This is a genomic window from Streptomyces sp. NPDC027962 (assembly GCF_055566095.1).
The window spans coordinates 80,043-101,830 of record NZ_JBVHTA010000006.1; the positions used below are offsets into that span (position 1 = coordinate 80,043).

Here is a 21,788-nt window from a genome sequence, read left to right on the forward strand (position 1 = left end):
GAGCCCCTCCGGGGGCACTCCCCCTGCCGTGGGAGGTACCCCTCCCGCTCCCGGCAGGCCGTCGCGGGAGCGGGAGCCCGGTCACCGCACGCATGGGGTGACCGGGACCCGGGGGCGTCCCCACGCCGCCAGGTGCAGGAGGACTGCGCCGCGGTTCGGGAAGGGAACGGGGTGGGGTGGGGGAAACACCCCCGCAGGGGCTACCGCGCCAGCCAGACCCGCAGCGTCCCCGTCGGCACGCACCCGGCTGCCCGCGCCGCGGCGAGCGCGTCGCCGCTCTCGTAGCCCACCACCGGCATCCCCGGCCACTCCCGTGCCAGCGTCGACAAGCAGCCCGCCCACGCCGCGCCGAGGTCGTCGTCCGTCGTGAAGAGGTTGGACACGCCCGCCGCGTCCCCTCCCCCGCTCACGCTCACCACCGCGCCCGCCACCACCCGGCCGGCCGCACGGCCCGCGAGGAAGGCGGACTCGGGGGCGGCAAGCAGTTCCGGGCGGAACGGGTCCGTGAGGCTCTCGTCGGCGTTCCAGGCCGTCGCCCATTCGGCCAGTTCGGCGGGGGTGGCAACGCGAGCCCATTCGACGCCCTCGGGAGCTGCGGGCGCAGGCAGGTCCGCGGGCCGGTGCAGCCACTGCGCCTCGAAGAGGACCTCGAACCCCGCCGCGGACAGGTCCAGCGATGCGAAACTGTCCTTGACCGAGCAGCCGGGGGCGGTCAGATCGACCCCGCCCAGGATGTCGTCGGACGTTGCGTCCGCCGTCAGCGTCACAGCGTCGGGGTAGAGCATTGGCGTGCGGTGCGCATTGGTCCAGGCGCGGGCGCCGAACGTGCCGGGGAGGCCGTGCGCCCGGCACATGGCCTCGCACCACTCGGCGTTGTTGCGGGCGGCCGACTTCGCCCTCTCGTCGATCATGGGCCGATCCTCCCAACACGAGAGGCGCGAGACGAACCGTTTTACCTCATCCGTCGTCTGACTCGGCGTGAGAGCAACGAAGAAGCGGCGACTCGTCGTGCAGGCGGTCATGCTCGGCTGTGTGCTCGGGCTCGCGCCCATGACCTGGATGCACGCCGTCGCCGACAGCCGGATCCGTACGGTGGCCGAGGCACCGGTCCGGGACGTCGCGCTCGTCTTCGGCGCCGGGCTGTGGCGTGGCCGGCCCTCCCCGTACCTCGCCCACCGGCTGGACGCCGCTGCCGAGCTGTACCGGACCGGCAAGGTCGAGGTGGTGCTGGTCACCGGCGACAACAGCCGGGTGGAGTACGACGAGCCGGACGCCATGCGGACGTATCTGACCGAGCGCGGCGTGCCGGACGACCGGATCGTCAGCGACTACGCCGGGTTCGACACCTGGGACTCGTGCGTTCGGGCGAAGAAGATCTTCGGGGTGCAGCGGGCGCTGCTCGTCACTCAGGGCTTCCACATCCGCCGGGCCGTCGCGCTGTGCCGGTCGGCCGGCGTCGACTCGTACGGCGTCGGGGTCGCGGAACCCCATGACGCGACCTGGTACTACGGCAGTGCGCGCGAGATGTTCGCGGCGGGAAAGGCGTCGCTGGACGCCGTCTTCCGGCCGGATCCCCGGTTCCTGGGCGCGCAGGAACCGGGCGTCCGGGACGCCCTCGCGGACGCCCGCCGCTGACAGGCAGCTCTGACACGCCGAAGGCTCACGGACGCCTACGCTCGCCTCCGCATCCCCGGCGCGCAAAAGTGAGCGGTATGAGAAAAGACGCGGCAACACTGCTGACGCGGCACACCGAGGCGCTGGCCCTCTTCACCGACCGGGTGCACGCCGTGCGGGACGACCAGTGGGACGACCCCACCCCGTGCACCGAGTGGTCGGTGCGCGATCTCGTCAATCACCTCACGGCCGAACAGCTGTGGGTGCCCGATCTGGTGACGGAGCAGGCCACCATCGAGGACATCGGGGACGCGTACGACGGCGACGTCCTCGGCGAGCATCCCCGCCGTACCTGGGACGCGGCCGCCCGCACCGCCCACAAGGCGTTCTCGGCGGACGGGGCGCTGGAGGGGACCGTGCAACTGTCGTACGGGGAGACACCGGCCACGGCGTACTGCGCGCAGATGATCAGCGACGCGGTGGTGCACGCCTGGGACCTGTCGCGCGGAATCGGCGCGGACGAGCGGCTTCCGGACGCGCTGGTGGCCTTCGCCCTGGACGAGGTCGCCCCGTACGCGGCGGAGCTGTCGAAGTCCGGGCTCTTCGCCCCGCCGATCGAGCCGCCGCCGGGCGACGACCCGCAGTCGAGGCTGCTGGCGATGCTGGGCCGCCGCGCCTGACGACGAACGACAGCCGCCGCGTCTGAAGACGGCCGGAAACCGACGACCGACAGCCCGCGGCGGCTCCTCACGCCGTCGCGGGCCGGTCGCGGAGCCAGGTGTACCTCGTCCGTAATGTGCCGCGTCCGCGCGCGTAACACGGATGTTCCACGCTGGGCGTCATGCGCGACGAGACCACCCCGACCCACTGCCCCTACTGCGCCCTGCAGTGCGGCATGAATCTGCGCCGCGGATCCGCTTCCGGTCCCGACGCCGAGCCGGTCGTCGAGGTGGTGGAGCGCCCCGACTTCCCCGTCAACCGGGGCGCTCTGTGCGGCAAGGGCCGTACGTCGCCCGCCCTTCTCTCCTCCCGGGTGCGCCTGACCGGGCCGCTCGTCAGAAGCCACGCCACAGGCCGGCTCGAACCGGCCACCTGGGAGGAGGCACTGCGTACGGTCGCCAACGGGCTGCGGCGTACGACGGACCTGCACGGCGCCGACGCGGTGGGCGTCTTCGGCGGCGGCGGGCTGACCAACGAGAAGGCGTACACGCTCGGGAAGTTCGCCCGGGTCGTGCTCGGCACCTCTCAGATCGACTACAACGGCCGTTTCTGCATGTCGTCGGCGGCGGCCGCGCACATCAAGGCGTTCGGCCTCGACCGCGGGCTGCCGTTCCCGCTCGAGGACATTCCGAAGACCGGCTGTGTCATCCTCGTCGGCTCCAACCTCGCGGAGACGATGCCGCCCGCGCTGCGTTATCTCACCGAACTGAAGGAAAACGGCGGCACGCTGATCGTCGTCGACCCCCGGCGTACGAAGACGGCGGAGCAGGCCGATCTTCATCTGGCGCCGCGTCCCGGCACCGATCTGGCGCTCGCGCTGGGCCTGCTGCACGAAGTGGTGGCCCAGGGGCGCACCGACGAGGAGTTCCTCGCGGAGCGTACGAGCGGCTGGGCCGACGCCAGGGCCGCCGCGATGGCGCACTGGCCGGAGCTGGTCGAGCGGATCACCGGCGTGGGCGTGCCCCAGCTGCGCGAGGCGGTGCGGCTGTTCTGCGACGCGCCGTCCGCCATGGTGCTGACGGCCCGCGGCCCCGAGCAGCACTCCAAGGGCACGGACACCGTGAGCGCGTGGATCAACCTGTGCCTGGCGACCGGGCGGGCGGGCCGTCCGCTGTCCGGCTACGGCTGTCTGACCGGGCAGGGCAACGGCCAGGGCGGCCGCGAGCACGGCCAGAAGGCCGACCAGCTGCCGGGTTACCGCAAGCTGGACGACCCGGCGGCGCGGGCCCATGTGGCCGGTGTGTGGGGCGTCGACCCACAGTCGCTGCCCGGTCCGGGACGCAGTGCGTACGAGCTGCTGGACGCGCTGGGCGGCGAGGTGAAGTCGCTGCTGCTGATGGGCTCGAACCCGGTCGTCTCCGCGCCGCGCGCCGCGCACATCGAGGGGCGGCTCAAGGCGCTGGACTTCCTGGCCGTCGCGGACGTGGTGCTCTCGGAGACGGCGGCGCTCGCGGACGTGGTGCTGCCGGTGACCCAATGGGCGGAGGAGACCGGCACGACGACCAGCCTGGAAGGCCGGGTGCTGCTGCGCCGCAAGGCGCTCGACGCCCCGGAGGGTGTGCGCAGCGATCTCGAGGTGCTGAGCGCGCTCGCGGCGCTGCTCGGGCACGAGAAGGGCTTCCCGGCCGACCCGGAGGAGGTCTTCGAGGAGTTGCGGCGCGCGTCCGCGGGCGGCCCGGCCGACTACTCCGGCATCACGTACCGCAGGATCGCCGAGGAGAACGGCGTGTTCTGGCCCTGCCCTGAAGGGGAGGGCCCGCAGGAGGCCGGTGCGCACCCCGGGACGCCGCGTCTGTTCCTCGACCGGTTCGCCACCCCCGACGGACGGGCACGGTTCGTGTCCGTGGGGCACCGGCCGGCCGCCGAGGAGCCCGACGCCGAGTATCCGGTCTTGCTGACGACCGGGCGGGTGGTCGCCCAGTACCAGTCGGGGGCGCAGACGAGGCGGGTGGACGAGCTGAACACCGCCGCGCCGAGTGCGTTCGTCGAGCTGCATCCGCAGCTGGCGGAACGTCTCGGTGTCCAAGAGGGAGAGCCGGTCGCCGTGGTGTCCCGGCGCGGCCGGGCGAGCGGGCCGGCGCGGATCACCACGGGAATCCGGCCGGACACCGTGTTCATGCCGTTCCACTGGCCGGGCGAAGGCCGGGTCAACACGGTGACGAACCCGGCGCTGGACCCGACCTCGCGCATGCCGGAGTTCAAGGTGTGCGCGGTGCGGGTGGAGTCGGTGAGCCGGGCAGCCGCCCGGTGACCGCTTCGTGCCAGTCCGCGCCGTCGACGGGGGCGCCGCGGGCCCGCAGCTCGCGGGCCAACGGCTCGGCGGCCACGTAGACCCAGGCCCGGACCGCCGTGCCGTCCTCGAGGACGACGTCCCGGATCACCCGCTCGTACAGGTTGTCCGGATGGCCCGGCCGGCCGGTGTACTCCTCGAGCCGGTCCAGAGCCGCGAGCAGTCGCCGGTACTCCTGGGGCGACGCCGTCACCACCTCGCCGACGGCGGCGACCGGGCCGCCCGGGTCGTCGACGGCGTACGGGTAGCCGGGGCCCTCGTAGAGCCGCGCGCCCGGCAGCAGGGCCGGGCGCTCCGCTGTCGTACGGCCCCGCAGGAACAGGTCGTGGTTGCGTTCGCCCGGCCGCAGGGTGCCGTAGACGAAGAACGGAAGCCGGTCCCGCGCGCTCATCGGGCCACGGTCTCCGCTCGCGCCCAGGCCGCGTAGGCAGCGTTCACTCGCACCACCGGGGTGGCGATGATCTCCGGGGTCTCGTAGTCGTGGGCGGCGGTCAGGTGTGCCTCGAGGGCGTTGTAGCAGGCCGGTGTCGTCTTGAAGAGGACCTGCCACTCCTCCGCGGTCTCGATGGCGTCCTGCCAGTGGTAGACCGAGGTCACCGGCGCGGAAATCTGCGCGCACGCGGCCAGCCGGGCCTCGACCGCGTCCCGCGCGAGCTTCTGCGCCTTGTCCGCGCTGTCGGTCGTGGTCATCACGGTGAGCAGCGGCGGCGCGGCGGGGGTCTGTTCCACGGCACGGGCTCCTTCTCGGTCGTCGGCTCGGTCGTCGGCTTGTATACGGGTGCGGGGCGGGGGGGCCGGTCGGGCCCCACCCCGCCACCGTACGCAACTGCGGCTACGGCACGCCCGTGGTCCTTCAGCTCGCGTAGGGGCGGACGGACTTGGCGGACCGCAGGGCATCGCCCCACCAGGAGAGCTGGTCCAGCATCGTCTTGGCGGCGGCATCAGGGGCGCTCGGGTCGCGGTGGTTGCCGGCGTCGTCGAAGAGGGCGCCCGCGTTGTGGAAGGACACCGTGTCGCGGACGGTGACGGCGTGCAGCTCGGCGAAGACCTGGCGCAGCTGCTCGACCGCGCGCAGGCCGCCGGAAATGCCTCCGTAGGAGACGAAGCCGACGGGCTTGGCCTGCCACTCGGCGAAGTGCCAGTCGACGAGGCTCTTGAGAGCGGCGGGGAAGGAGTGGTTGTACTCGGGGGTGAGGACGACGAAGGCATCGGCGGCGGCGAGCTGCGGGGTGACCTTGGCCAGCTCGGCCGTCACGTGGGGCGAGGGGTTGTAGGAGAGCGCGGTGGGCAGGTCCGCGTCGGCCAGGTCGACCACCTCGACGGTGAAGTCCTCGCGCTGAGCGGCGCGGGAGAGGAACCATCGGGCGACGGTGGTACCGAAGCGGCCGTCGCGGTTGCTGCCGATGATGACGGCGAGCTGGAGGGGGGCGGGGGTGGCCGGGGTGTCAGGCGTGTTGATGTCCATGCCGAGGAGTCTCATACCTCAAGCTTGGTTGAGGTCAAGCGCCACCTGCGATCAATCTCAGAGGGGGCGCCGGTCACCCGTTCGGTCCGGTGGGCGCGACACGCCCGGCTGACGCGGCACCAACGTCCACGACCTGCAGCGACACACTCCGTCCAAGGCGCCACGCCGTACCGGACGACGTAATCTGATTCGCCATCAGCAGGCGCGGGGCACGGCGCGCCTCTTACCTCTGAAAGGACGACACACCGCATCACGCGCTCCCTCGGAGGCCTCATGCGCACCACCGCCCGCCCGCCGACCGGCATCGCGCCAGTGCCTGCCACGGCCGGTTCCGGTGCCCGCGGGGCACATGCCAGGGACTTCGGGGAGCTGAAGGTGTACCCGTCACCCGCCACCCCGGGCAGGAAGCCGTGGACGAGCGGGCATGTCATATCCGGCGTCGGCGGAAGCGTGGGCCCCGACACCACCCAGATCGCGGCGGGCGCGGCGGTACTGACCGCAGCCGCCGTGGGCGGAACGCTGCTCCTGCGCCGCCGGGCGAGCGGCGCGCAGAGAGGCTGACGGACCGGTACCCCTACCGTCCCTCGTACCGCCGGATCCCCCGCTCCCGTCAGGCCCCGAGCCGACGGGGGCGGGGCGACTTCCGCCACGGGGCGACTTCCGCCACGGATCGGCTTCCGGCACGGATCGGCTTCCGGCACGGATCGGCTTCCGCCGGCGGCGACGCTCAGGGGCCGGCTCACCTCACGCAGTCCACTGGTCGAAGCCGAGCTTCGTTCGGGGGTGCTGAGCCTCTTCCTCCCGGGGGCAAGCCCCGAACCCCGGACCGCGCTCCGCGCGGTGTCCTCGATACCCCCACCTGCGGCCTGGCGGCCATGGGCGGGGTACCTCCCACGCCGCCAGGCGTGGGGCCCCAGACGGGCTGATTTCGCTCCGCGGCAACCCAGCCCCGCCGGCGGGCCACCTCAAGTCCCGCTGGGGGTACCTCCCACGGCCACCGGGCCGCAGGGGGAGTCTGAGGCGGAGCCACCGAACACCGCGCGGAGCGCGCGGTACGGGTCCGGGCGGAGCCCGCCACGCGGCGGAGCCGCATATCGGTACAGCGGGGGCGGGGTGGGGGGAAAGCGCCCCGGGCAGCGGCCGACCCGCCTCACACCCCGCGGTCGCCCCCGCTGAGGGCAAGGTTCCCCGCGGGAAACAGAAGGGAACCTGCCGGGTAACACCGGCGACGCACGCTGCTTGCATGACTTCGGAGATCGTGGTGATCGGCGGCGGGACGGCAGGCGCGCGGCTCGCGCGTCAGCTCGGCGCGGGCGCCCGCGTCACGGTCCTGGGCGAGGAGACGCACGCCCCGTACAACCGGGTGCTGCTCGCGGAGGTGCTCGCGGGGCGGTACGGCCCCGAGGTGATCGCCCTGCCCGAGGTGCCGGTGCGGCGCGGTGTGCGGGCGACCGCGATCGACCGCGGCCTGCGGCTCGTGCACTGCGCGGACGGCACGACGGTGGCATACGACCGGCTTGTGCTCGCGACCGGCTCCAACCCGGTGCTGCCGCCGCTGCGCGGCATCGGCGCACCGGGCGGCCCTGGACTTCCGGACGGCGTCCACCCCTTCCGCACCCTCGACGACTGCGCGGCCCTGTCCGCGGCGGTCGGCCCTGGGACGCGTGCGGTGATCGTCGGCGGCGGGCTGCTCGGCGTGTCCGCGGCCCGTGCGCTGGCCACCCGCGGCGCAAAGGTGGTGCTGGCCCAGCAGGGCGAGCACCTGATGGAACGCCAGCTGGACGTGTCCGCGTCCGCGCTGCTGCGCGCGCACCTGGAGCTCCTCGGCGTCGAGGTGCACACCGAGTGCCGGGTCCGCGGACTGCGGACCACCCCCGAGGGGGCGGTCGGCGCGGTGGTCCTGGCGGACGGTTTCACGCTGGACGCCGAGATCGTGGTGCTTGCCTGCGGGGTGCGGCCCCGTGTCGGTCTGGCCGTGGACGCCGGGCTCGAGGTGCGGCGCGGTGTCGTCGTCGACGACGAGCTGCGCACCTCCGACCCGTACATCCACGCCATCGGCGACTGCGCCGAGCACGACGGCGTCGTCCACGGGCTGGCGGGCCCCGCGCTGGAACAGGCGGACGTCCTCGCGTCCGTGCTCAACGCCTCCGTGCCCGGCACCGGCACCATCGCCCGCTACACCGGCACCCGGGCGCTGACCCGGCTGACGCTGGCCTCGTCGACGAGTCCGCTCGACCTCGCCGCGTTCGGCGACCCGACCCCCCGGCCGGGGGACGACGTCGTCCAGCTCGCCGATGCCACCCGAGGCGCGTACCGCAAGGTCGTCGTCCGCGGGGACCGGCTCGTCGGCGGCGTTCTGCTCGGGGATCTCGCGTCGGTCGGCGCGCTCGCCCGGGCCTGGGAGGGCGACGAGGCCCTGCCGGACTCCCTCCCCCTGCTCCACCTGCTCACGAATGATGGAGGCCTCTGACATGCCTGCGACGTCCACCACCCCCACGATCGTGGTCGTCGGCCACGGGATGGTCGGCCAGCGATTCCTGGAGGCCCTCGCCGAGCGCGGCGTCACCGGGCGGGCGCGGATCGTCGTGCTGTGCGAGGAGCCCCGCGCCGCTTACGACCGGGTCCGTCTGACCTCGTACTTCTCCGGGAACACGCCCGACGACCTGTCGATGGTCGAGGACGGCTTCATGGAGAAGCACGGCATCGAACTGCACCTGGACGACCCGGCGGAGACCATCGACACCGCCGCCCGCATCGTCACCTCCCGCGCGGGCCGGACGATCGCGTACGACACGCTGGTGCTGGCCACCGGCTCGTACCCGTTCGTGCCCCCGGTGCCCGGCAAGGACGCGGAGGGCTGCTTCGTCTACCGCACCATCGAGGACCTCCTCGCGATCGAGGAGTACGCCAAGAAGGCGCGCGTCGGCGCCGTCGTCGGCGGCGGTCTGCTCGGCCTCGAGGCGGCGGGCGCGCTCAAGGGACTGGGCCTGGAGACCCACATCGTGGAGTTCGCGCCGCGCCTGATGCCGGTGCAGGTGGACGAGGGCGGCGGCGCGGCGCTGCTGCGCACCATCGAGAACATGGGGCTGAGCGTCCACACGGGCGTCGGCACCCAGGAGGTCACGGCCGACGAGAGCGGCGCCGTCAACGGCATGGCGCTCTCGGACGGTTCGTCGCTCGCCACCGACCTGGTCGTCTTCTCCGCGGGCGTACGGCCCCGGGACCAGCTCGCCCGCGACGCGGGACTCGCGGTCGGCCAGCGCGGCGGCATCATCGTCGACGAGCAGTGCCGCACCTCCGATCCGGCGGTCTTCGCGATCGGCGAGTGCGCGCTGGCGGCGGACGGCCGGGTCTACGGTCTCGTCGCGCCCGGCTACGAGATGGCGGATGCGGCGGCCGCCGCCCTGGACGGCGAGGTGGCGTCGTTCACCGGCGCGGACACGTCCACCAAGCTGAAGCTGCTCGGTGTGGACGTGGCCTCGTTCGGTGACGCGCACGGCGCGGCCGACGGCTGCCTCGACGTCGTGTACTCCGACTCCCGCGCCGGTGTCTACAAGAAGCTGGTCGTCGGCCCCGGGGGCGAGCTGCTCGGCGGAATCCTGGTCGGGGACGCAGACGCCTACGGCACGCTGCGTGCCTTCACCGGCTCCGTGCCGCCGATGTCCCCCGAACAGCTGGTGCTGCCGGCCGGTGCCGGTGCGCCGGCCGCGCTCGGCCCCTCCGCGCTGCCCGACGAGGCGGTCGTCTGCTCCTGCCACAACGTCACCAAGGGCACGATCCGCGGCGCGGTCACCGAACACTCCTGCACGACCGTGCCCGAGGTGAAGAAGTGCACCAAGGCCGGTACGGGCTGCGGCAGTTGTGTCAAGGTCCTCGGCCAGCTCGTCAACGCCGAGCTGGAGGCGTCGGGCGTCGAGGTCGACAAGGGCCTGTGCGGCTGCTTCGGCCAGACCCGCCAGGAGCTGTACGAGATCGTGCGCGCGCTGCGCATCACCTCGTACCAGCAGCTGCTCGACGGGCACGGCCGTGAGGCGGCCAGGGGCGGCAACGGGTGCGAGATCTGCAAGCCGACGGTCGGTTCGATCATCGCCTCGCTCGCGCCGACCATCGGGGCCAGCGGCTATGTCCTGGAGGGCGAGCAGGCGGCGCTGCAGGACACCAACGACCACCATCTCGCCAATCTGCAGAAGAACGGCTCGTACTCGATCGTTCCCCGCATCCCCGGCGGTGAGATCACTCCGGAGAAGCTGATCGTGATCGGTGAGGTGGCCCGTGACTTCGGCCTCTACACGAAGATCACCGGCGGTCAGCGGATCGACATGTTCGGCGCGCGCGTCGACCAGCTGCCGCAGATCTGGGCGCGGCTGGTGGACGCCGGCTTCGAGTCCGGGCACGCGTACGGCAAGGCGCTGCGCACGGTGAAGTCCTGTGTGGGGCAGACCTGGTGCCGTTACGGCGTGCAGGACTCGGTGCGCATGGCGATCGACCTGGAGCTGCGCTACCGGGGCCTGCGCTCGCCGCACAAGCTGAAGTCGGCGGTCTCCGGCTGCCAGCGCGAGTGCGCGGAGGCCCAGTCGAAGGACTTCGGCGTGATCGCGACGGCGAACGGCTGGAACCTGTACGTCGGCGGCAACGGCGGCGCCACCCCGCGCCACGCGGACCTGCTCGCCCAGGACCTCTCCGACGCCGAACTGGTCCGGCTGATCGACCGCTTCCTGATGTTCTACATCCGCACCGCCGACCGCCTCGAGCGCACCTCCACCTGGCTGGAGCGCATCGAGGGCGGCCTGGATCACGTACGGGACGTGGTCGTGCACGACTCGCTGGGCATCTGCGCCGAGCTGGAGTCGCTGATGGCCGACCACGTCGCCGGCTACCGGGACGAGTGGGCCGAGACGCTGAACGACCCCGAACGACTGCTGCGCTTCGTGTCCTTCGTCAACGCCCCCGACACCCCGGACCCGACGGTGAAGTTCGTGCCCGAGCGCGACCAGGTCAAGCCCGACCTGCCGCTGCTGTCCATCCGACCGCTGGAAGACGCCCTGGAAGGTGCCGCCCGATGACCGCAATGACGACCGCACCCGAGCAGCTCGCCCCCGAGACGGACACGCAGTTGCAGCTCCTGGTGGGCGGCGAGTGGCTGGCGGTGTGCCCGCTGTCCCGTCTCATCCCCGGCCGGGGCCTGGCCGCTCTGCTGCCCGACGGCCGTCAGGCGGCGCTGTTCCTGGACCGCGAGGGCCGGCCGTACGCCATCGACAACCGCGACCCGTTCACCGGCGCGCAGGTCCTCTCGCGGGGTCTGCTCGGTTCGCTGGCCGGCCGGCCGTTCGTCGCCTCCCCGCTGCTCAAGCAGCGCTTCGACCTCGGGAGCGGGCGCTGCCTGGACGACGAGTCGACCGTGGTGACCGCGTACGAGGTACGGCTGCACTGAGGTACGGCTGCACGGACGTAAGCGGTCGGCCGCTCCGGGCGGCCGCACCGCTCGCACACTCCGCTCACGCGTCGCCTGTCACTGCCCTGACCCTTCGCGACGCGTGAGCGGCAATCCCCTCGCGCCCCCCTGCAACCCCCTGCCGAGCGGCGGCGCGCGGTCACTCGCCCTCGGCCGTCGCCTGCTGCATCGCCTCGACGTCCATCCACACGACCTCCCACATGTGGTGGTCGGGGTCGTGGAAGGAGCGGCCGTACATGAAGCCGTAGTCCTGGGTCTCGTTGGCGGGCGAGCCGCCGGCGGCGAGGGCGGCGTCCGCCAACTCGTCGACCTTTTCGCGGCTGTCCGCGCTCAGGGCCAGGATGGTCTCCGTGCTGGTGGCGGCGTCGACGATGTCCTTCTTGGTGAAGTCCTTGAAACGCGGCTCGGTCAGCAGCATCGCGAAGATGGTGTCGCTGAAGACGAGGCAGGCCTCGTTCTCGCCGGAGAACTGCGGGTTGAAGGAGTAACCCAGCTTGTTCCAGAAGGCCTTGCTGGTCTCCAGGTCCTTGACGGGCAGGTTGACGAAGATCATCTGAGGCATGGTGGTCTCTCCCGGTCGTGCGCCGCGGTGCGGTGCGTCCTGTCGCCGCGAAGCTGTTCGCTGCGTTCGAAGGGGTAGACGGACGGGCCGCCCGACAGTCATCGCTGCCGGGGAAGAATTCTTTCTCGTCCGGCGACCTGTTCGTCGCGGAGGACGGCGGCAACATGGAGATCTGCGTGATCACCCCGGACGACGTCGTCGCGCCGTTCCTGCGGGTGACCGGCCGGCCGGGCTCCGAGATCTGCGGCCCGGCCTTCTCGCCCGACGGCAGCCGGCTGTACTTCTCCAGCCGGCGCGGCACCAGCGGCCGTTCCTCGGGCGGCATCACCTACGAGGTGACCGGACCGTTCCGGGCATAGCGCTCGGGCTCCGGTGTGGCGCCGCCGCGCAGCAGGGCGGCGCCCAGCGGGGTGAGCGAGTGCAGCACCGCGTTGCCGTGGCGCAGGGTCACCACCAGGCCCGCCTCGCGCAGCACGGCGGCGTGCTGGCTCGCGGAGGCGAGGGAGACCCCCGCCCTGCGGGCCAGTTCACTGGTCGTACAGCCGTTGCGGATGGCCTGGAGCACCGCGGAGCGCGTATGGCCCACGAGGCGGCCCAGCGAGGCGCCCACGACCTCACCGGCGGCCGGCTCGTGGCTGTGTGAGAGCGGATAGACGAGAACCGGCGGCAGGGACGTGTCGCGGTATACGACCGGTGTCCCGCGGCAGAAGAACGACGGCTGCAGGAGCAGCCCCCGCCCGTTCAGATGCAGTTCGCGGTCGACGGGATAGTCGGCCTCCAGGACGGGCGCGCGCCAGCGCAGCACCGGCGGCAGGGAGGCGAGGAGTTCGCCCGCGCCGCCGTCGAGCAGCGCGCGGCCGCGGGCGGCACGGTCCGCCTCCACCCGGCCCAGGATGTGCGTCCAGTACGGCTCCACGGCCGCCTGGTAGTACGCGCGCAGCACTCCCACGAGCCGGGCGACCGCCTCCGCCCTGCCCTCGGCGAGCAGGGCGAGCCGGCCGGGCAGCGTGCGCAGCGGCGAGCGGTGGGCGGAGAGGAGTGCCACCTCGGCGTGCAGGCGCGCCGGGGGTGTGTCCCGCAGGGCCTCGAGGCCCGGGTCGAGGCCCTCCGAGCCCTGCGGAGGCGTGAGGAAATCCGGGAAATATCCGCGCTGGGGCACGAGCGCCGAGAGCAGTCGTGTTTCACTTTTCAACCGCTGCCGGGCTTCGGAGCGCCATTCACCGAAGGCCATTCCGCCCCTTCGGTCGCGCAATCGGTGAAAACTGAGAATCGATTCCCACAAAGCGTCCGGCCTGGCCGCCATCCTCACTCGCGCCAGGTCGTCCGCATTGAAATGAATACGAAGCACCGAACCCCCATGTTGCACCCGCAATCGCCCCGATCACTGAGTATGCATGCAATCACAGGACGTTACCACGGTGTTTCGGCCACAGTTGAAACGCCTCGCGTGGCCTGGGGGTCAACCGAAAAGCTGTACGACGTCGGGCACGAAACCTACTTCACCGATGTGACGCAGCGAGGACCGTGGGGGGCTTTGCGCGTCCGGCGGCGGTGCTGGAGGTTGCGGCTCCGTGTCCGGCACGGGTAATGGAGCGCGGCCGACGGGTGGGGATCCGTCGGCCGCGTTCCGTCCGTTGTTTGCGGCGCGAATGGCAGAAATTCGATTGTTGTTAAGACGTCGAGCGCGCACTGATACGCTGTTCAACCGATTTCTGCTGACTCACGATTCAACAGAAACCTCCCCGACCCCTCAGGCGGAGGAAGGCGCCGGAAGGGGCGGCAGAGCCGGGTGAGCCGAAGGCGCCGGGGTATACGGAAGGGGCGGGCGCCCCCGACCGGGCGCCCGCCCCCGCTTGTTGCCGCTCCCTACGCCTACCGGGAGTCGCTGCCCGACGACTGTGCCGCCGCGCGGCCGGCCTCGAGCCGCGCCACCGGGATACGGAACGGCGAGCAGGAGACGTAGTCCAGGCCCACCTCGTGGAAGAAGTGCACCGACTCGGGGTCGCCGCCGTGCTCGCCGCAGACGCCGAGCTTGAGGTCGGGCCGCGTGGCCCGGCCGGCCTCCACCGCGCTGCGTACGAGCGAACCGACGCCGTCCTTGTCGATGGTCTCGAACGGCGAGACCCCGAAGATGCCCTTCTCCAGGTACGCGGTGAAGAAGCTGGCCTCCACGTCGTCCCGGGAGAAGCCCCACACGGTCTGGGTGAGGTCGTTGGTGCCGAAGGAGAAGAACTCGGCGGCCTCCGCGATCTGACCGGCGGTCAGCGCGGCGCGCGGCAGCTCGATCATCGTGCCGAGCGCCAGCTTCAGCTCGACGCCGGTCCGCTGCTGCACCTCGGCGATGACCTGCTCGGCCTCCTCGCGCACGATCTCCAGCTCCTGGACGGTGCCCACGAGCGGAATCATGATCTCGGCACGCGGGTCGCCCTTGGCCTCGATGCGCTGCGAGGCGGCCTCCGCGATGGCCCGCACCTGCATGGTGAACAGGCCGGGGATGACGAGCCCGAGGCGCACACCGCGCAGACCCAGCATCGGGTTCTGCTCGTGCAGCCGGTGCACGGCCTGCAGCAGGCGCAGGTCGTTCTCGTTGGAGTCCTTGCGGGCCTCGGCGAGGGCGACACGCACCGAGAGCTCGGTGATGTCGGGCAGGAACTCGTGCAGCGGCGGGTCGAGCAGACGCACCGTCACCGGCAGGCCGTCCATCGCCTCGAACAGCTCGACGAAGTCCTGCTTCTGCTGGGGAAGCAGCGCCCGCAGCGCCTCCTCACGCTCGTCGTCGGTGTCCGCGAGGATCAGCTTCTCGACCATCTCGCGGCGCTCACCGAGGAACATGTGCTCGGTGCGGCACAGGCCGATGCCCTGGGCGCCGAAACGGCGGGCGCGCATCGCGTCCTCGGCGTTGTCGGCGTTGGCCCGTACCCGCAGGCGGCGCACCCGGTCCGCGTACGCCATGATCCGGTGCACGGCGGCGACCAGCTCGTCGGCGTCGTCGGCTCCGGCGTGCATCCGGCCCTCGAAGTACTCGACGACCGGGGAGGGCACGACGGGCACCTCGCCCTTGTAGACCTTGCCGGTGGAGCCGTCGATGGAGACGACGTCGCCCTCCTCGATGACGGTGCCGTTCACCGTCATCCGGCGGCGCTTGGTGTCGACCTCGAGCTCCTCGGCGCCGCAGACACAGGTCTTGCCCATGCCGCGGGCGACGACGGCCGCGTGCGAGGTCTTGCCGCCGCGCGAGGTGAGGATGCCCTCGGCGGCGATCATGCCGTCCAGGTCGTCGGGGTTGGTCTCACGGCGGATGAGGATGACCTTCTCGCCGGAGCGCGACCACTTGACCGCGGTGTAGGAGTCGAAGACGGCCTTGCCGACGGCCGCGCCCGGGGAGGCGGCGATACCGCGGCCGAGCAGCTCGGGCCCCTTCCCGCCGCGCGCTCCCTCGTCTTCGAAGCGCGGGAACATCAGCTGCGCGAGCTGGGCGCCGTTGACGCGCTGGAGCGCCTCCGCCTCGTCGATGAGGCCCTGGTCGACGAGCTGGGTGGCGATGCGGAAGGCCGCACCGGCGGTGCGCTTGCCGACCCGGGTCTGCAGCATCCACAGCTGGCCGCGCTCGATGGTGAACTCGATGTCGCACAGGTCCTTGTAGTGCGTCTCGAGCGTTTCCATGATCTGCATCAGCTGGTCGTACGACTTCTTGTCGATCGACTCGAGCTCGGCGAGGGGCACGGTGTTGCGGATACCGGCGACGACGTCCTCGCCCTGCGCGTTCTGCAGGTAGTCGCCGTACACGCCTTGGTGGCCGGAGGCGGGGTCACGGGTGAAGGCGACGCCGGTGCCGGAGTCGGGGCCGAGGTTGCCGAAGACCATGGAGCAGACGTTGACCGCGGTGCCGAGGTCGCCGGGGATGCGCTCCTGGCGGCGGTAGAGCTTGGCGCGGTCGGTGTTCCAGGAGTCGAAGACCGCGTGGATGGCGAGGTCCATCTGCTCGCGGGCGTCCTGCGGGAAGTCACGTCCGGCCTCGGCCTTGACGATCTTCTTGAACTGCTTGACCAGCTTCTTCAGGTCCGCGGCGTCGAGGTCGGTGTCGACGGTGACCTTCTTGGCGGCCTTGGCCTCGTCGAGGGCCTCCTCGAAGAGCTCGCCGTCGACGCCCAGCACGGTCTTGCCGAACATCTGGATGAGGCGGCGGTAGGAGTCCCAGGCGAAGCGCTCGTCGCCGGCCTGCTGGGCGAGGCCCGCCACCGACTCGTCGGAGAGACCGATGTTGAGGACGGTGTCCATCATGCCGGGCATCGAGAACTTGGCACCCGACCGTACGGATACCAGCAGCGGGTCGTCGGCCTGGCCGAGCTTCTTGCCCATCGTCTGCTCGAGGGCGTCGAGGTGGGCGGTCACCTCGTCGCGGAGCGCGGGCGGCTCTTCGCCACTGTCGAGGTAGACCTTGCACGCCTCGGTGGTGATCGTGAAGCCGGGAGGGACCGGCAGACCGAGGTTGGTCATCTCGGCGAGGTTCGCACCCTTCCCGCCGAGCAGGTCCTTGAGGTCTTTGTTGCCCTCGGTGAAGTCGTAGACGAACTTCTGATCTTTGTTTTCCGACACGGGTCTCGACTCCTCGAGGACTCGGTGGCTGCCCTGACGGCGAGGAACATACCCAGATCGAAGGCGTGTGGGTACGTCCACTTGCGCGTCATACGGCCTTAACCACTCGTCCGCCAGCAGATCGAAAGTGCTCGAGACGGCCGGAGATGTAGACCCTCCTCTTCAACTCTTGAACGAATGATCACCCGGCGCAGACAATCCACTCGGCCATGGACACGTTGCGTTATGCGTCACTCCATGCCTCGAAGACCAAAAGGATGGCACTGAGTGCCATCCTTTGAGAGGTGCAGCCGCCTGGGATTCGCTCATCTGAGCGCACCCCCTATCAGGGGTGGCGAGAATCACGCCGCCCGAAGCGATGGAATTCCATCATCCGGACCGCATCGGCGGTCGTCAGCCGCCTGAGGTGTCGAGTTCCGCGTCAGCGCTGACGCCCGCGCAGTCGTACGGGTCCCGCAGCCAGCCGTCGGGCAGTACGACCCGGTTGTTCCCCGATGTCCGCCCGCGCGGGCCGTCCGCGCCCGAAGGCCACGGCTGGTCCAGATCCAGCGCGCTCAACTGAGCGCCCAGCTCGGCCCGCGACGACGTGATCGCCAGCTTCTTGCGCATGTCGGAGCCGACCGCGAAGCCCTTCAGATACCAGGCAACGTGCTTCCGGAAGTCGATCACACCGCGCGACTCGTCGCCGATCCACTCTCCCAGCAGCGTCGCGTGCCGCAGCATCACGTCCGCGACCTCGTGCAGCGTCGGCCGCACGTACTGCGCCGGGCTCCCCTCGAAGGCCGCCACCAGGTCCGCGAACAGCCACGGCCGCCCGAGGCACCCGCGGCCCACGACCACCCCGTCACAGCCCGTCTCGCGCACCATCCGCAGCGCGTCGTCCGCAGACCAGATGTCGCCGTTGCCGAGCACCGGGATCTCCGGTACGTGCTCCTTGAGGCGGGCGATCGCGTCCCAGTCGGCGGTGCCGGCGTAGTGCTGCGCCGCCGTGCGCCCGTGCAGCGCGATGGCCGTGACGCCCTCCTCGACCGCGATACGGCCCGCGTCGAGGTAGGTGATGTGATCGTCGTCGATGCCCTTGCGCATCTTCATGGTGACCGGCAGGCCACCGGCGTTGGACACGGCCTCGTGCAGGATCGCCCGCAGCAGCGGCCGCTTGTACGGGAGGGCGGAGCCGCCGCCCTTGCGGGTGACCTTGGGGACCGGGCAGCCGAAGTTCAGGTCGATGTGGTCGGCCAGGTCCTCGTCCACGATCATCCGCACCGCCTTGCCGACGGTGACCGGGTCCACCCCGTACAGCTGGATCGAGCGCGGCGTCTCCGTCTCGTCGAAGTGGATCAGCTGCATGGTCTTCTCGTTGCGCTCGACCAGCGCCCGCGTGGTGATCATCTCGCTGACGAACAGCCCCTTCCCGCCGCTGAACTCACGGCACAGCGTGCGGAAGGGCGCGTTCGTGATACCGGCCATGGGCGCGAGGACCACCGGCGGCTGCACGGCGTGCGGGCCGATCCGGAGCGTGTTGGTGGAGGCGGGGGCGAGCGTGGTCATTCGCCCATTGTCGCGCACCGCCGGGATCGCCTGTCGGCCCGCTCTTGGACGCATGAGGGCCCGCACCCGCACCAGCCGCTTCGCAGCACTTCGCCCCGCCGATCAGCCGATCGACGGGGCGAGGCAACGCCCGGATCACCCAACAGCGTCCGCGTGACGCGGGCCGGGCCATTGCGTGCTGCTTGTTGTCAGGCCCGGCCCTCCTGCGGGGCCGCAGTGTCCGCCTGGGACGCGGTCCCGTCGGCCTGCGACTGGTCCTCCGACTTGCCCTGAGCGCGCTCGCGCATCTTGCGCAGCAGCTCCTGCTTCTGGTCGGCGGCGGCCTTGCGGCTCGCGTTACGGGTGGGGCCGTTGCCCTGCTGGTCGGCGCGGGACAGCTTCTTGCGCTGTCCGCCGACGCCGAGGAGGTTGTTCCGGCTCTTGGCCATGGGGCTCTCCCATATGTGGTGAGAAGTGACTCGGGAAACGTCGGACGGGGGCGGAGGACCGCCGCCCTCTCACTCGTAGATCTGGAAGAACGAAGACATGCCGGAGACGCTACCGTGCCGGACGGGGCGATGACACCAGGTTTTCGGGCGGGGTCACACGGACGAGCATCGGCCACGGGCGCGGACCAGTGCCTGCGCGGCCGGTGCTGCGCGGCCCGACCGACGGGACCCGAACCTCAGACGTCCGGCCCCGGCCTCAGACGTCCTGGGCCGTCGGGTCCACCGTCGCCTGGTGGGCCTCTGCGAGGTGCTCCTCCGCCTTGAGCCACGGCAGGAACTGCGCGCTCTTGCGCCAGTCACAGGTGCCGCAGGTCAACTGCCGCTGCATGCCCGCCTTTTTGACCTGCACGACGTGTTCCCGCCCGTGCTGGTCCCATCTGCTGACCTTGCTGGTGGTCATCGACGGCATGTGCGCCTCCTGGGCCGAATCCGCAACGGCGTGGGCCCAGTGTGCACGAAGCCCCCGGTTCCGTTACCCGGAACCGGGGGCTTCGAACGCCACGGGGCTCAGCAGCCCAGCAGGCGGCTGCCCAGGTAGCCCTGGATCTGGTCGAGGGAGACCCGCTCCTGCTTCATGGTGTCGCGCTCGCGCACGGTCACCGCGTTGTCGTCGAGGGTGTCGAAGTCGACGGTGACGCAGAACGGGGTGCCGATCTCGTCCTGGCGGCGGTAGCGGCGGCCGATGGCGCCGGCGTCGTCGAACTCGATGTTCCAGTTCTTGCGCAGGTCGGCGGCGAGGCCCTTGGCCTTCGGCGAGAGCTGCGGGTTGCGGGACAGCGGCAGGACGGCGACCTTGACGGGCGCGAGGCGCGGGTCGAGGCGCATCACGGTGCGCTTCTCCATGACGCCCTTGGCGTTGGGGGCCTCGTCCTCGTTGTAGGCGTCGAGGAGGAAGGCGAGCATGGCGCGGCCGACACCGGCGGCGGGCTCGATGACGTACGGCGTCCAGCGCTCGCCGGCTTCCTGGTCGAAGTACGACAGGTCGGTGCCGGAGGCCTTGGAGTGCGCGGAGAGGTCGTAGTCGGTGCGGTTGGCGACGCCCTCGAGCTCGCCCCACTCGCTGCCGCCGAACTGGAAGCGGTACTCGATGTCCGCGGTGCGCTTGGAGTAGTGGGAGAGCTTCTCCTGCGGGTGCTCGTACCAGCGCATGTTCTCCTCACGGAGACCCAGGTCGCGGTACCAGTTCCAGCGCTGGTCCATCCAGTACTGCTGCCACTCCTCGTCCTCGCCGGGCTTGACGAAGAACTCCATCTCCATCTGCTCGAACTCACGGGTGCGGAAGATGAAGTTGCCCGGAGTGATCTCGTTCCGGAAGGACTTGCCCATCTGCGCGATGCCGAACGGCGGCTTCTTGCGGGAAGTCTGCTGCACCTGGCCGAAGTTGGTGAAGATGCCCTGGGCGGTCTCGGGACGCAGGTAGGCGACCGAGCCGGAGTCCTGGGTGGGGCCGAGGTGGGTGGCGAGGAGGCCGGAGAACTGCTTGGGCTCGGTGAAGGTGCCCTTGTTGCCGCAGTTGGGGCAGTTCAGGTCGGCGAGGCCGTTCTCGGGGAGGCGGCCGTGCTTCTCCTCGTACGCCTCCTCCAGGTGGTCGGCGCGGTAACGCTTGTGGCAGGAGGTGCACTCGGTGAGCGGGTCGGTGAAGGTGGCGACGTGGCCCGAGGCCTCCCAGACCTCGGTGGCCAGGATCACCGACGAGTCGATACCGACGACGTCCTCGCGCGAGGTGACCATGTAGCGCCACCACTGGCGCTTGATGTTCTCCTTGAGCTCGACACCGAGCGGTCCGTAGTCCCAGGCGGCTCGCTGGCCGCCGTAGATCTCGCTGCACGGGTAGACAAAGCCACGGCGCTTGCTCAGGTTGACGATGGTGTCGATCTTGTCGGCGGCCACGGTGCTCTCTTCATTACGACGGCGACGAACGGCTAATGCTTCAGGTTACCGGCGGCCGCACCCCCCGGATCAAATCGGTGGGGTGATGGAGCCGGGCGCAAGGTTTATTGACAATCGTTTCCGACTTTGTTGAAAATGACTGTCATGAACGTACGACGCCTCATACCCACCGTCGCCACCGCCGGAGCGGTCGCGCTCGGCCTCACGGCCGTCTCCGCCTGTTCCACGTCCGACGCCTCCGGCGTCGACGGCGGCGAGGGCGACGGCAAGCTGAAGGTCGCCGCGTCGTTCTACCCCATGCAGTATCTCGCCGAGCAGATCGGCGGCGAGAACGTCTCCGTCACCGCCCTCACCAAGCCGGGAGTCGAGCCGCACGACCTGGAGCTCAAGCCCCGCCAGACCGCCGAGCTGAACGACGCCGGTCTGATCCTCTACCTCAAGGGTGTCCAGCCCGCCGTCGACCAGGCCATCGAGGAGTCGACCGCGCAGCACAAGGTGGACGCCACCACCCTCACGAAGCTGGAGCACCACAGCGCGGAGGGCGGCCACGACCACGGTCACGGCGAGAGCCACGAGGAGGCCGGGCACGAGGACCACGAGTCCGAGGCCGGGCACGAGGACCACGAGTCCGAGGCCGGCGCCGACCCGCACATCTGGCTCGACCCCGTGAAGTACGCCGAGGTCGCCAAGGGGGTCGGCGCCCGGATGGAGAAGGCCGACCCCGAGCACGCCGCGGACTACCGGAAGAACACCGACGCGCTCGTCGCGAAGCTCACCACCCTGCACACCGACTTCGAGCAGGGCCTGAAGAACTCCGCCACGAAGACGTTCATCACCACGCACTCCGCCTTCGGCTACCTCGCCGAGCGCTACGGCCTGGACCAGGAGGGCATCTCGGGCGTCGACCCCGAGTCCGAGCCCAGCCCGGCCCGTGTCAAGGAGCTCCAGACCATAGCGAAGAAGGACAAGGTCACCACCGTCTTCTTCGAGACGCTCGCCAGCGACAAGACCGCGAAGACCCTCGCCGAGGACACCGGTCTGAAGACGGACGTCCTCGACCCGCTCGAGGGAATCACCGACCGGTCCCAGGGCGATGACTACGTCGAGGTCATGCGGTCCAACCTCGCCGCGCTGCAGAAGGCGCTCGGCGCGAAGTGAACCGA

19 protein-coding genes and 1 pseudogene are annotated in these 21,788 nt (G+C 70.8%); 9 read left to right on the plus strand and 11 right to left on the minus strand.

Going from position 1 to position 21,788, the window contains the following annotated elements; all coding sequences use genetic code 11:
• Positions 1-200: 200 nt before the first annotated feature.
• Positions 201-911 (minus strand): hypothetical protein, encoded by a 711-nt coding sequence (locus ACZ4SA_RS07820; protein WP_468270962.1) that lies wholly within the window; start codon positions 909-911, stop codon positions 201-203.
• A gap of 109 nt (positions 912-1,020) precedes the next feature.
• On the opposite strand from ACZ4SA_RS07820, the gene ACZ4SA_RS07825 reads away from it, so the two are divergent.
• The 3 genes from ACZ4SA_RS07825 to ACZ4SA_RS07835 all read left to right on the plus strand — a co-directional run bounded on the left by ACZ4SA_RS07825 (position 1,021) and on the right by ACZ4SA_RS07835 (position 4,585).
• Positions 1,021-1,635 (plus strand): SanA/YdcF family protein, encoded by a 615-nt coding sequence (locus ACZ4SA_RS07825; RefSeq protein WP_468271232.1) that lies wholly within the window; start codon positions 1,021-1,023, stop codon positions 1,633-1,635.
• Positions 1,636-1,712: 77 nt separating this feature from the next.
• The gene (locus tag ACZ4SA_RS07830; RefSeq protein WP_468270964.1) at positions 1,713-2,294 is read left to right on the plus strand and encodes a TIGR03086 family metal-binding protein; all 582 of its coding nucleotides are present in this window, start codon (positions 1,713-1,715) and stop codon (positions 2,292-2,294) included.
• A 161-nt stretch (positions 2,295-2,455) separates the two neighbouring features.
• Positions 2,456-4,585 carry a molybdopterin oxidoreductase family protein gene (locus tag ACZ4SA_RS07835; RefSeq protein ID WP_468270966.1) on the plus strand — a complete coding sequence of 710 codons (2,130 nt, stop codon included), beginning with the start codon at positions 2,456-2,458 and terminating at the stop codon, positions 4,583-4,585.
• On the opposite strand, the gene ACZ4SA_RS07840 is transcribed toward ACZ4SA_RS07835, so the two are convergent.
• From ACZ4SA_RS07840 to ACZ4SA_RS07850, 3 genes are all read right to left on the minus strand, one after another.
• Positions 4,533-5,015 carry a gamma-glutamylcyclotransferase family protein gene (locus ACZ4SA_RS07840; RefSeq protein ID WP_468270968.1) on the minus strand — a complete coding sequence of 161 codons (483 nt, stop codon included), beginning with the start codon at positions 5,013-5,015 and terminating at the stop codon, positions 4,533-4,535. The two genes, ACZ4SA_RS07835 and ACZ4SA_RS07840, sit on opposite strands and share 53 nt — an antisense overlap.
• Positions 5,012-5,314, minus strand: coding sequence for a divalent-cation tolerance protein CutA (gene cutA / locus ACZ4SA_RS07845; RefSeq protein WP_468271234.1), 303 nt, complete (start codon positions 5,312-5,314; stop codon positions 5,012-5,014). The genes ACZ4SA_RS07840 and cutA overlap by 4 nt, the downstream gene beginning before the upstream one ends.
• Positions 5,315-5,477: 163 nt before the next feature.
• The gene (locus ACZ4SA_RS07850; protein ID WP_468270970.1) at positions 5,478-6,089 is read right to left on the minus strand and encodes an NADPH-dependent FMN reductase; all 612 of its coding nucleotides are present in this window, start codon (positions 6,087-6,089) and stop codon (positions 5,478-5,480) included.
• Positions 6,090-6,362: 273 nt separating this feature from the next.
• Here ACZ4SA_RS07850 and ACZ4SA_RS07855 point away from each other — a divergent pair, with 273 nt between their 5' ends.
• The 4 genes from ACZ4SA_RS07855 (at position 6,363) to nirD (ending at position 11,520) form a co-directional block, all read left to right on the plus strand.
• On the plus strand, positions 6,363-6,650 hold the full coding sequence (locus tag ACZ4SA_RS07855; RefSeq protein ID WP_468270972.1) for a hypothetical protein: 288 nt from the start codon (positions 6,363-6,365) through the stop codon (positions 6,648-6,650).
• Positions 6,651-7,332: 682 nt separating this feature from the next.
• Positions 7,333-8,559, plus strand: coding sequence for an NAD(P)/FAD-dependent oxidoreductase (locus ACZ4SA_RS07860; protein WP_468270974.1), 1,227 nt, complete (start codon positions 7,333-7,335; stop codon positions 8,557-8,559).
• A gap of 1 nt (position 8,560) precedes the next feature.
• Entirely contained in the window at positions 8,561-11,152 is a 2,592-nt protein-coding gene (gene nirB / locus ACZ4SA_RS07865) for a nitrite reductase large subunit NirB (RefSeq protein ID WP_468270976.1), read from the plus strand.
• A gap of 5 nt (positions 11,153-11,157) precedes the next feature.
• Positions 11,158-11,520, plus strand: a complete 363-nt coding sequence (nirD, locus tag ACZ4SA_RS07870; RefSeq protein ID WP_468271236.1) for a nitrite reductase small subunit NirD — start codon at positions 11,158-11,160, stop codon at positions 11,518-11,520.
• 160 nt (positions 11,521-11,680) lie between these two features.
• Here the strand turns inward: nirD and ACZ4SA_RS07875 are convergent, their stop codons facing one another.
• On the minus strand, positions 11,681-12,103 hold the full coding sequence (locus ACZ4SA_RS07875; protein ID WP_468270978.1) for a VOC family protein: 423 nt from the start codon (positions 12,101-12,103) through the stop codon (positions 11,681-11,683).
• Between the two features lie 125 nt (positions 12,104-12,228).
• Here ACZ4SA_RS07875 and ACZ4SA_RS07880 point away from each other — a divergent pair.
• A pseudogene (locus ACZ4SA_RS07880) lies at positions 12,229-12,462 on the plus strand (translocation protein TolB); the annotation flags it as partial.
• Here the strand turns inward: ACZ4SA_RS07880 and ACZ4SA_RS07885 are convergent.
• The 6 genes from ACZ4SA_RS07885 to ACZ4SA_RS07910 all read right to left on the minus strand — a co-directional run bounded on the left by ACZ4SA_RS07885 (position 12,432) and on the right by ACZ4SA_RS07910 (position 20,625).
• On the minus strand, positions 12,432-13,451 hold the full coding sequence (locus ACZ4SA_RS07885; RefSeq protein WP_468270980.1) for an ArsR/SmtB family transcription factor: 1,020 nt from the start codon (positions 13,449-13,451) through the stop codon (positions 12,432-12,434). The pseudogene ACZ4SA_RS07880 and the gene ACZ4SA_RS07885 sit on opposite strands and share 31 nt — an antisense overlap.
• Positions 13,452-13,975: 524 nt before the next feature.
• On the minus strand, positions 13,976-16,699 hold the full coding sequence (gene ppdK / locus ACZ4SA_RS07890) for a pyruvate, phosphate dikinase (RefSeq protein ID WP_468270982.1): 2,724 nt from the start codon (positions 16,697-16,699) through the stop codon (positions 13,976-13,978).
• A 393-nt stretch (positions 16,700-17,092) separates the two neighbouring features.
• A complete protein-coding gene (gene dusB / locus ACZ4SA_RS07895; RefSeq protein WP_468270984.1) occupies positions 17,093-18,247 on the minus strand; it encodes a tRNA dihydrouridine synthase DusB in 1,155 nt (384 codons plus the stop codon).
• 188 nt (positions 18,248-18,435) lie between these two features.
• Positions 18,436-18,675: a DUF6243 family protein gene (locus ACZ4SA_RS07900; RefSeq protein ID WP_468270986.1), complete on the minus strand. Its 240-nt coding sequence runs from the start codon at positions 18,673-18,675 to the stop codon at positions 18,436-18,438.
• Positions 18,676-18,931: 256 nt separating this feature from the next.
• Positions 18,932-19,144 (minus strand): hypothetical protein, encoded by a 213-nt coding sequence (locus ACZ4SA_RS07905; RefSeq protein WP_468270988.1) that lies wholly within the window; start codon positions 19,142-19,144, stop codon positions 18,932-18,934.
• Between the two features lie 98 nt (positions 19,145-19,242).
• Positions 19,243-20,625: a glycine--tRNA ligase gene (locus ACZ4SA_RS07910; RefSeq protein ID WP_468270990.1), complete on the minus strand. Its 1,383-nt coding sequence runs from the start codon at positions 20,623-20,625 to the stop codon at positions 19,243-19,245.
• Positions 20,626-20,769: 144 nt separating this feature from the next.
• Between ACZ4SA_RS07910 and ACZ4SA_RS07915 the strand changes: the two genes are divergently transcribed.
• Positions 20,770-21,783, plus strand: coding sequence for a metal ABC transporter substrate-binding protein (locus tag ACZ4SA_RS07915; protein ID WP_468270992.1), 1,014 nt, complete (start codon positions 20,770-20,772; stop codon positions 21,781-21,783).
• The last annotated feature ends 5 nt before the right edge of the window (positions 21,784-21,788 follow it).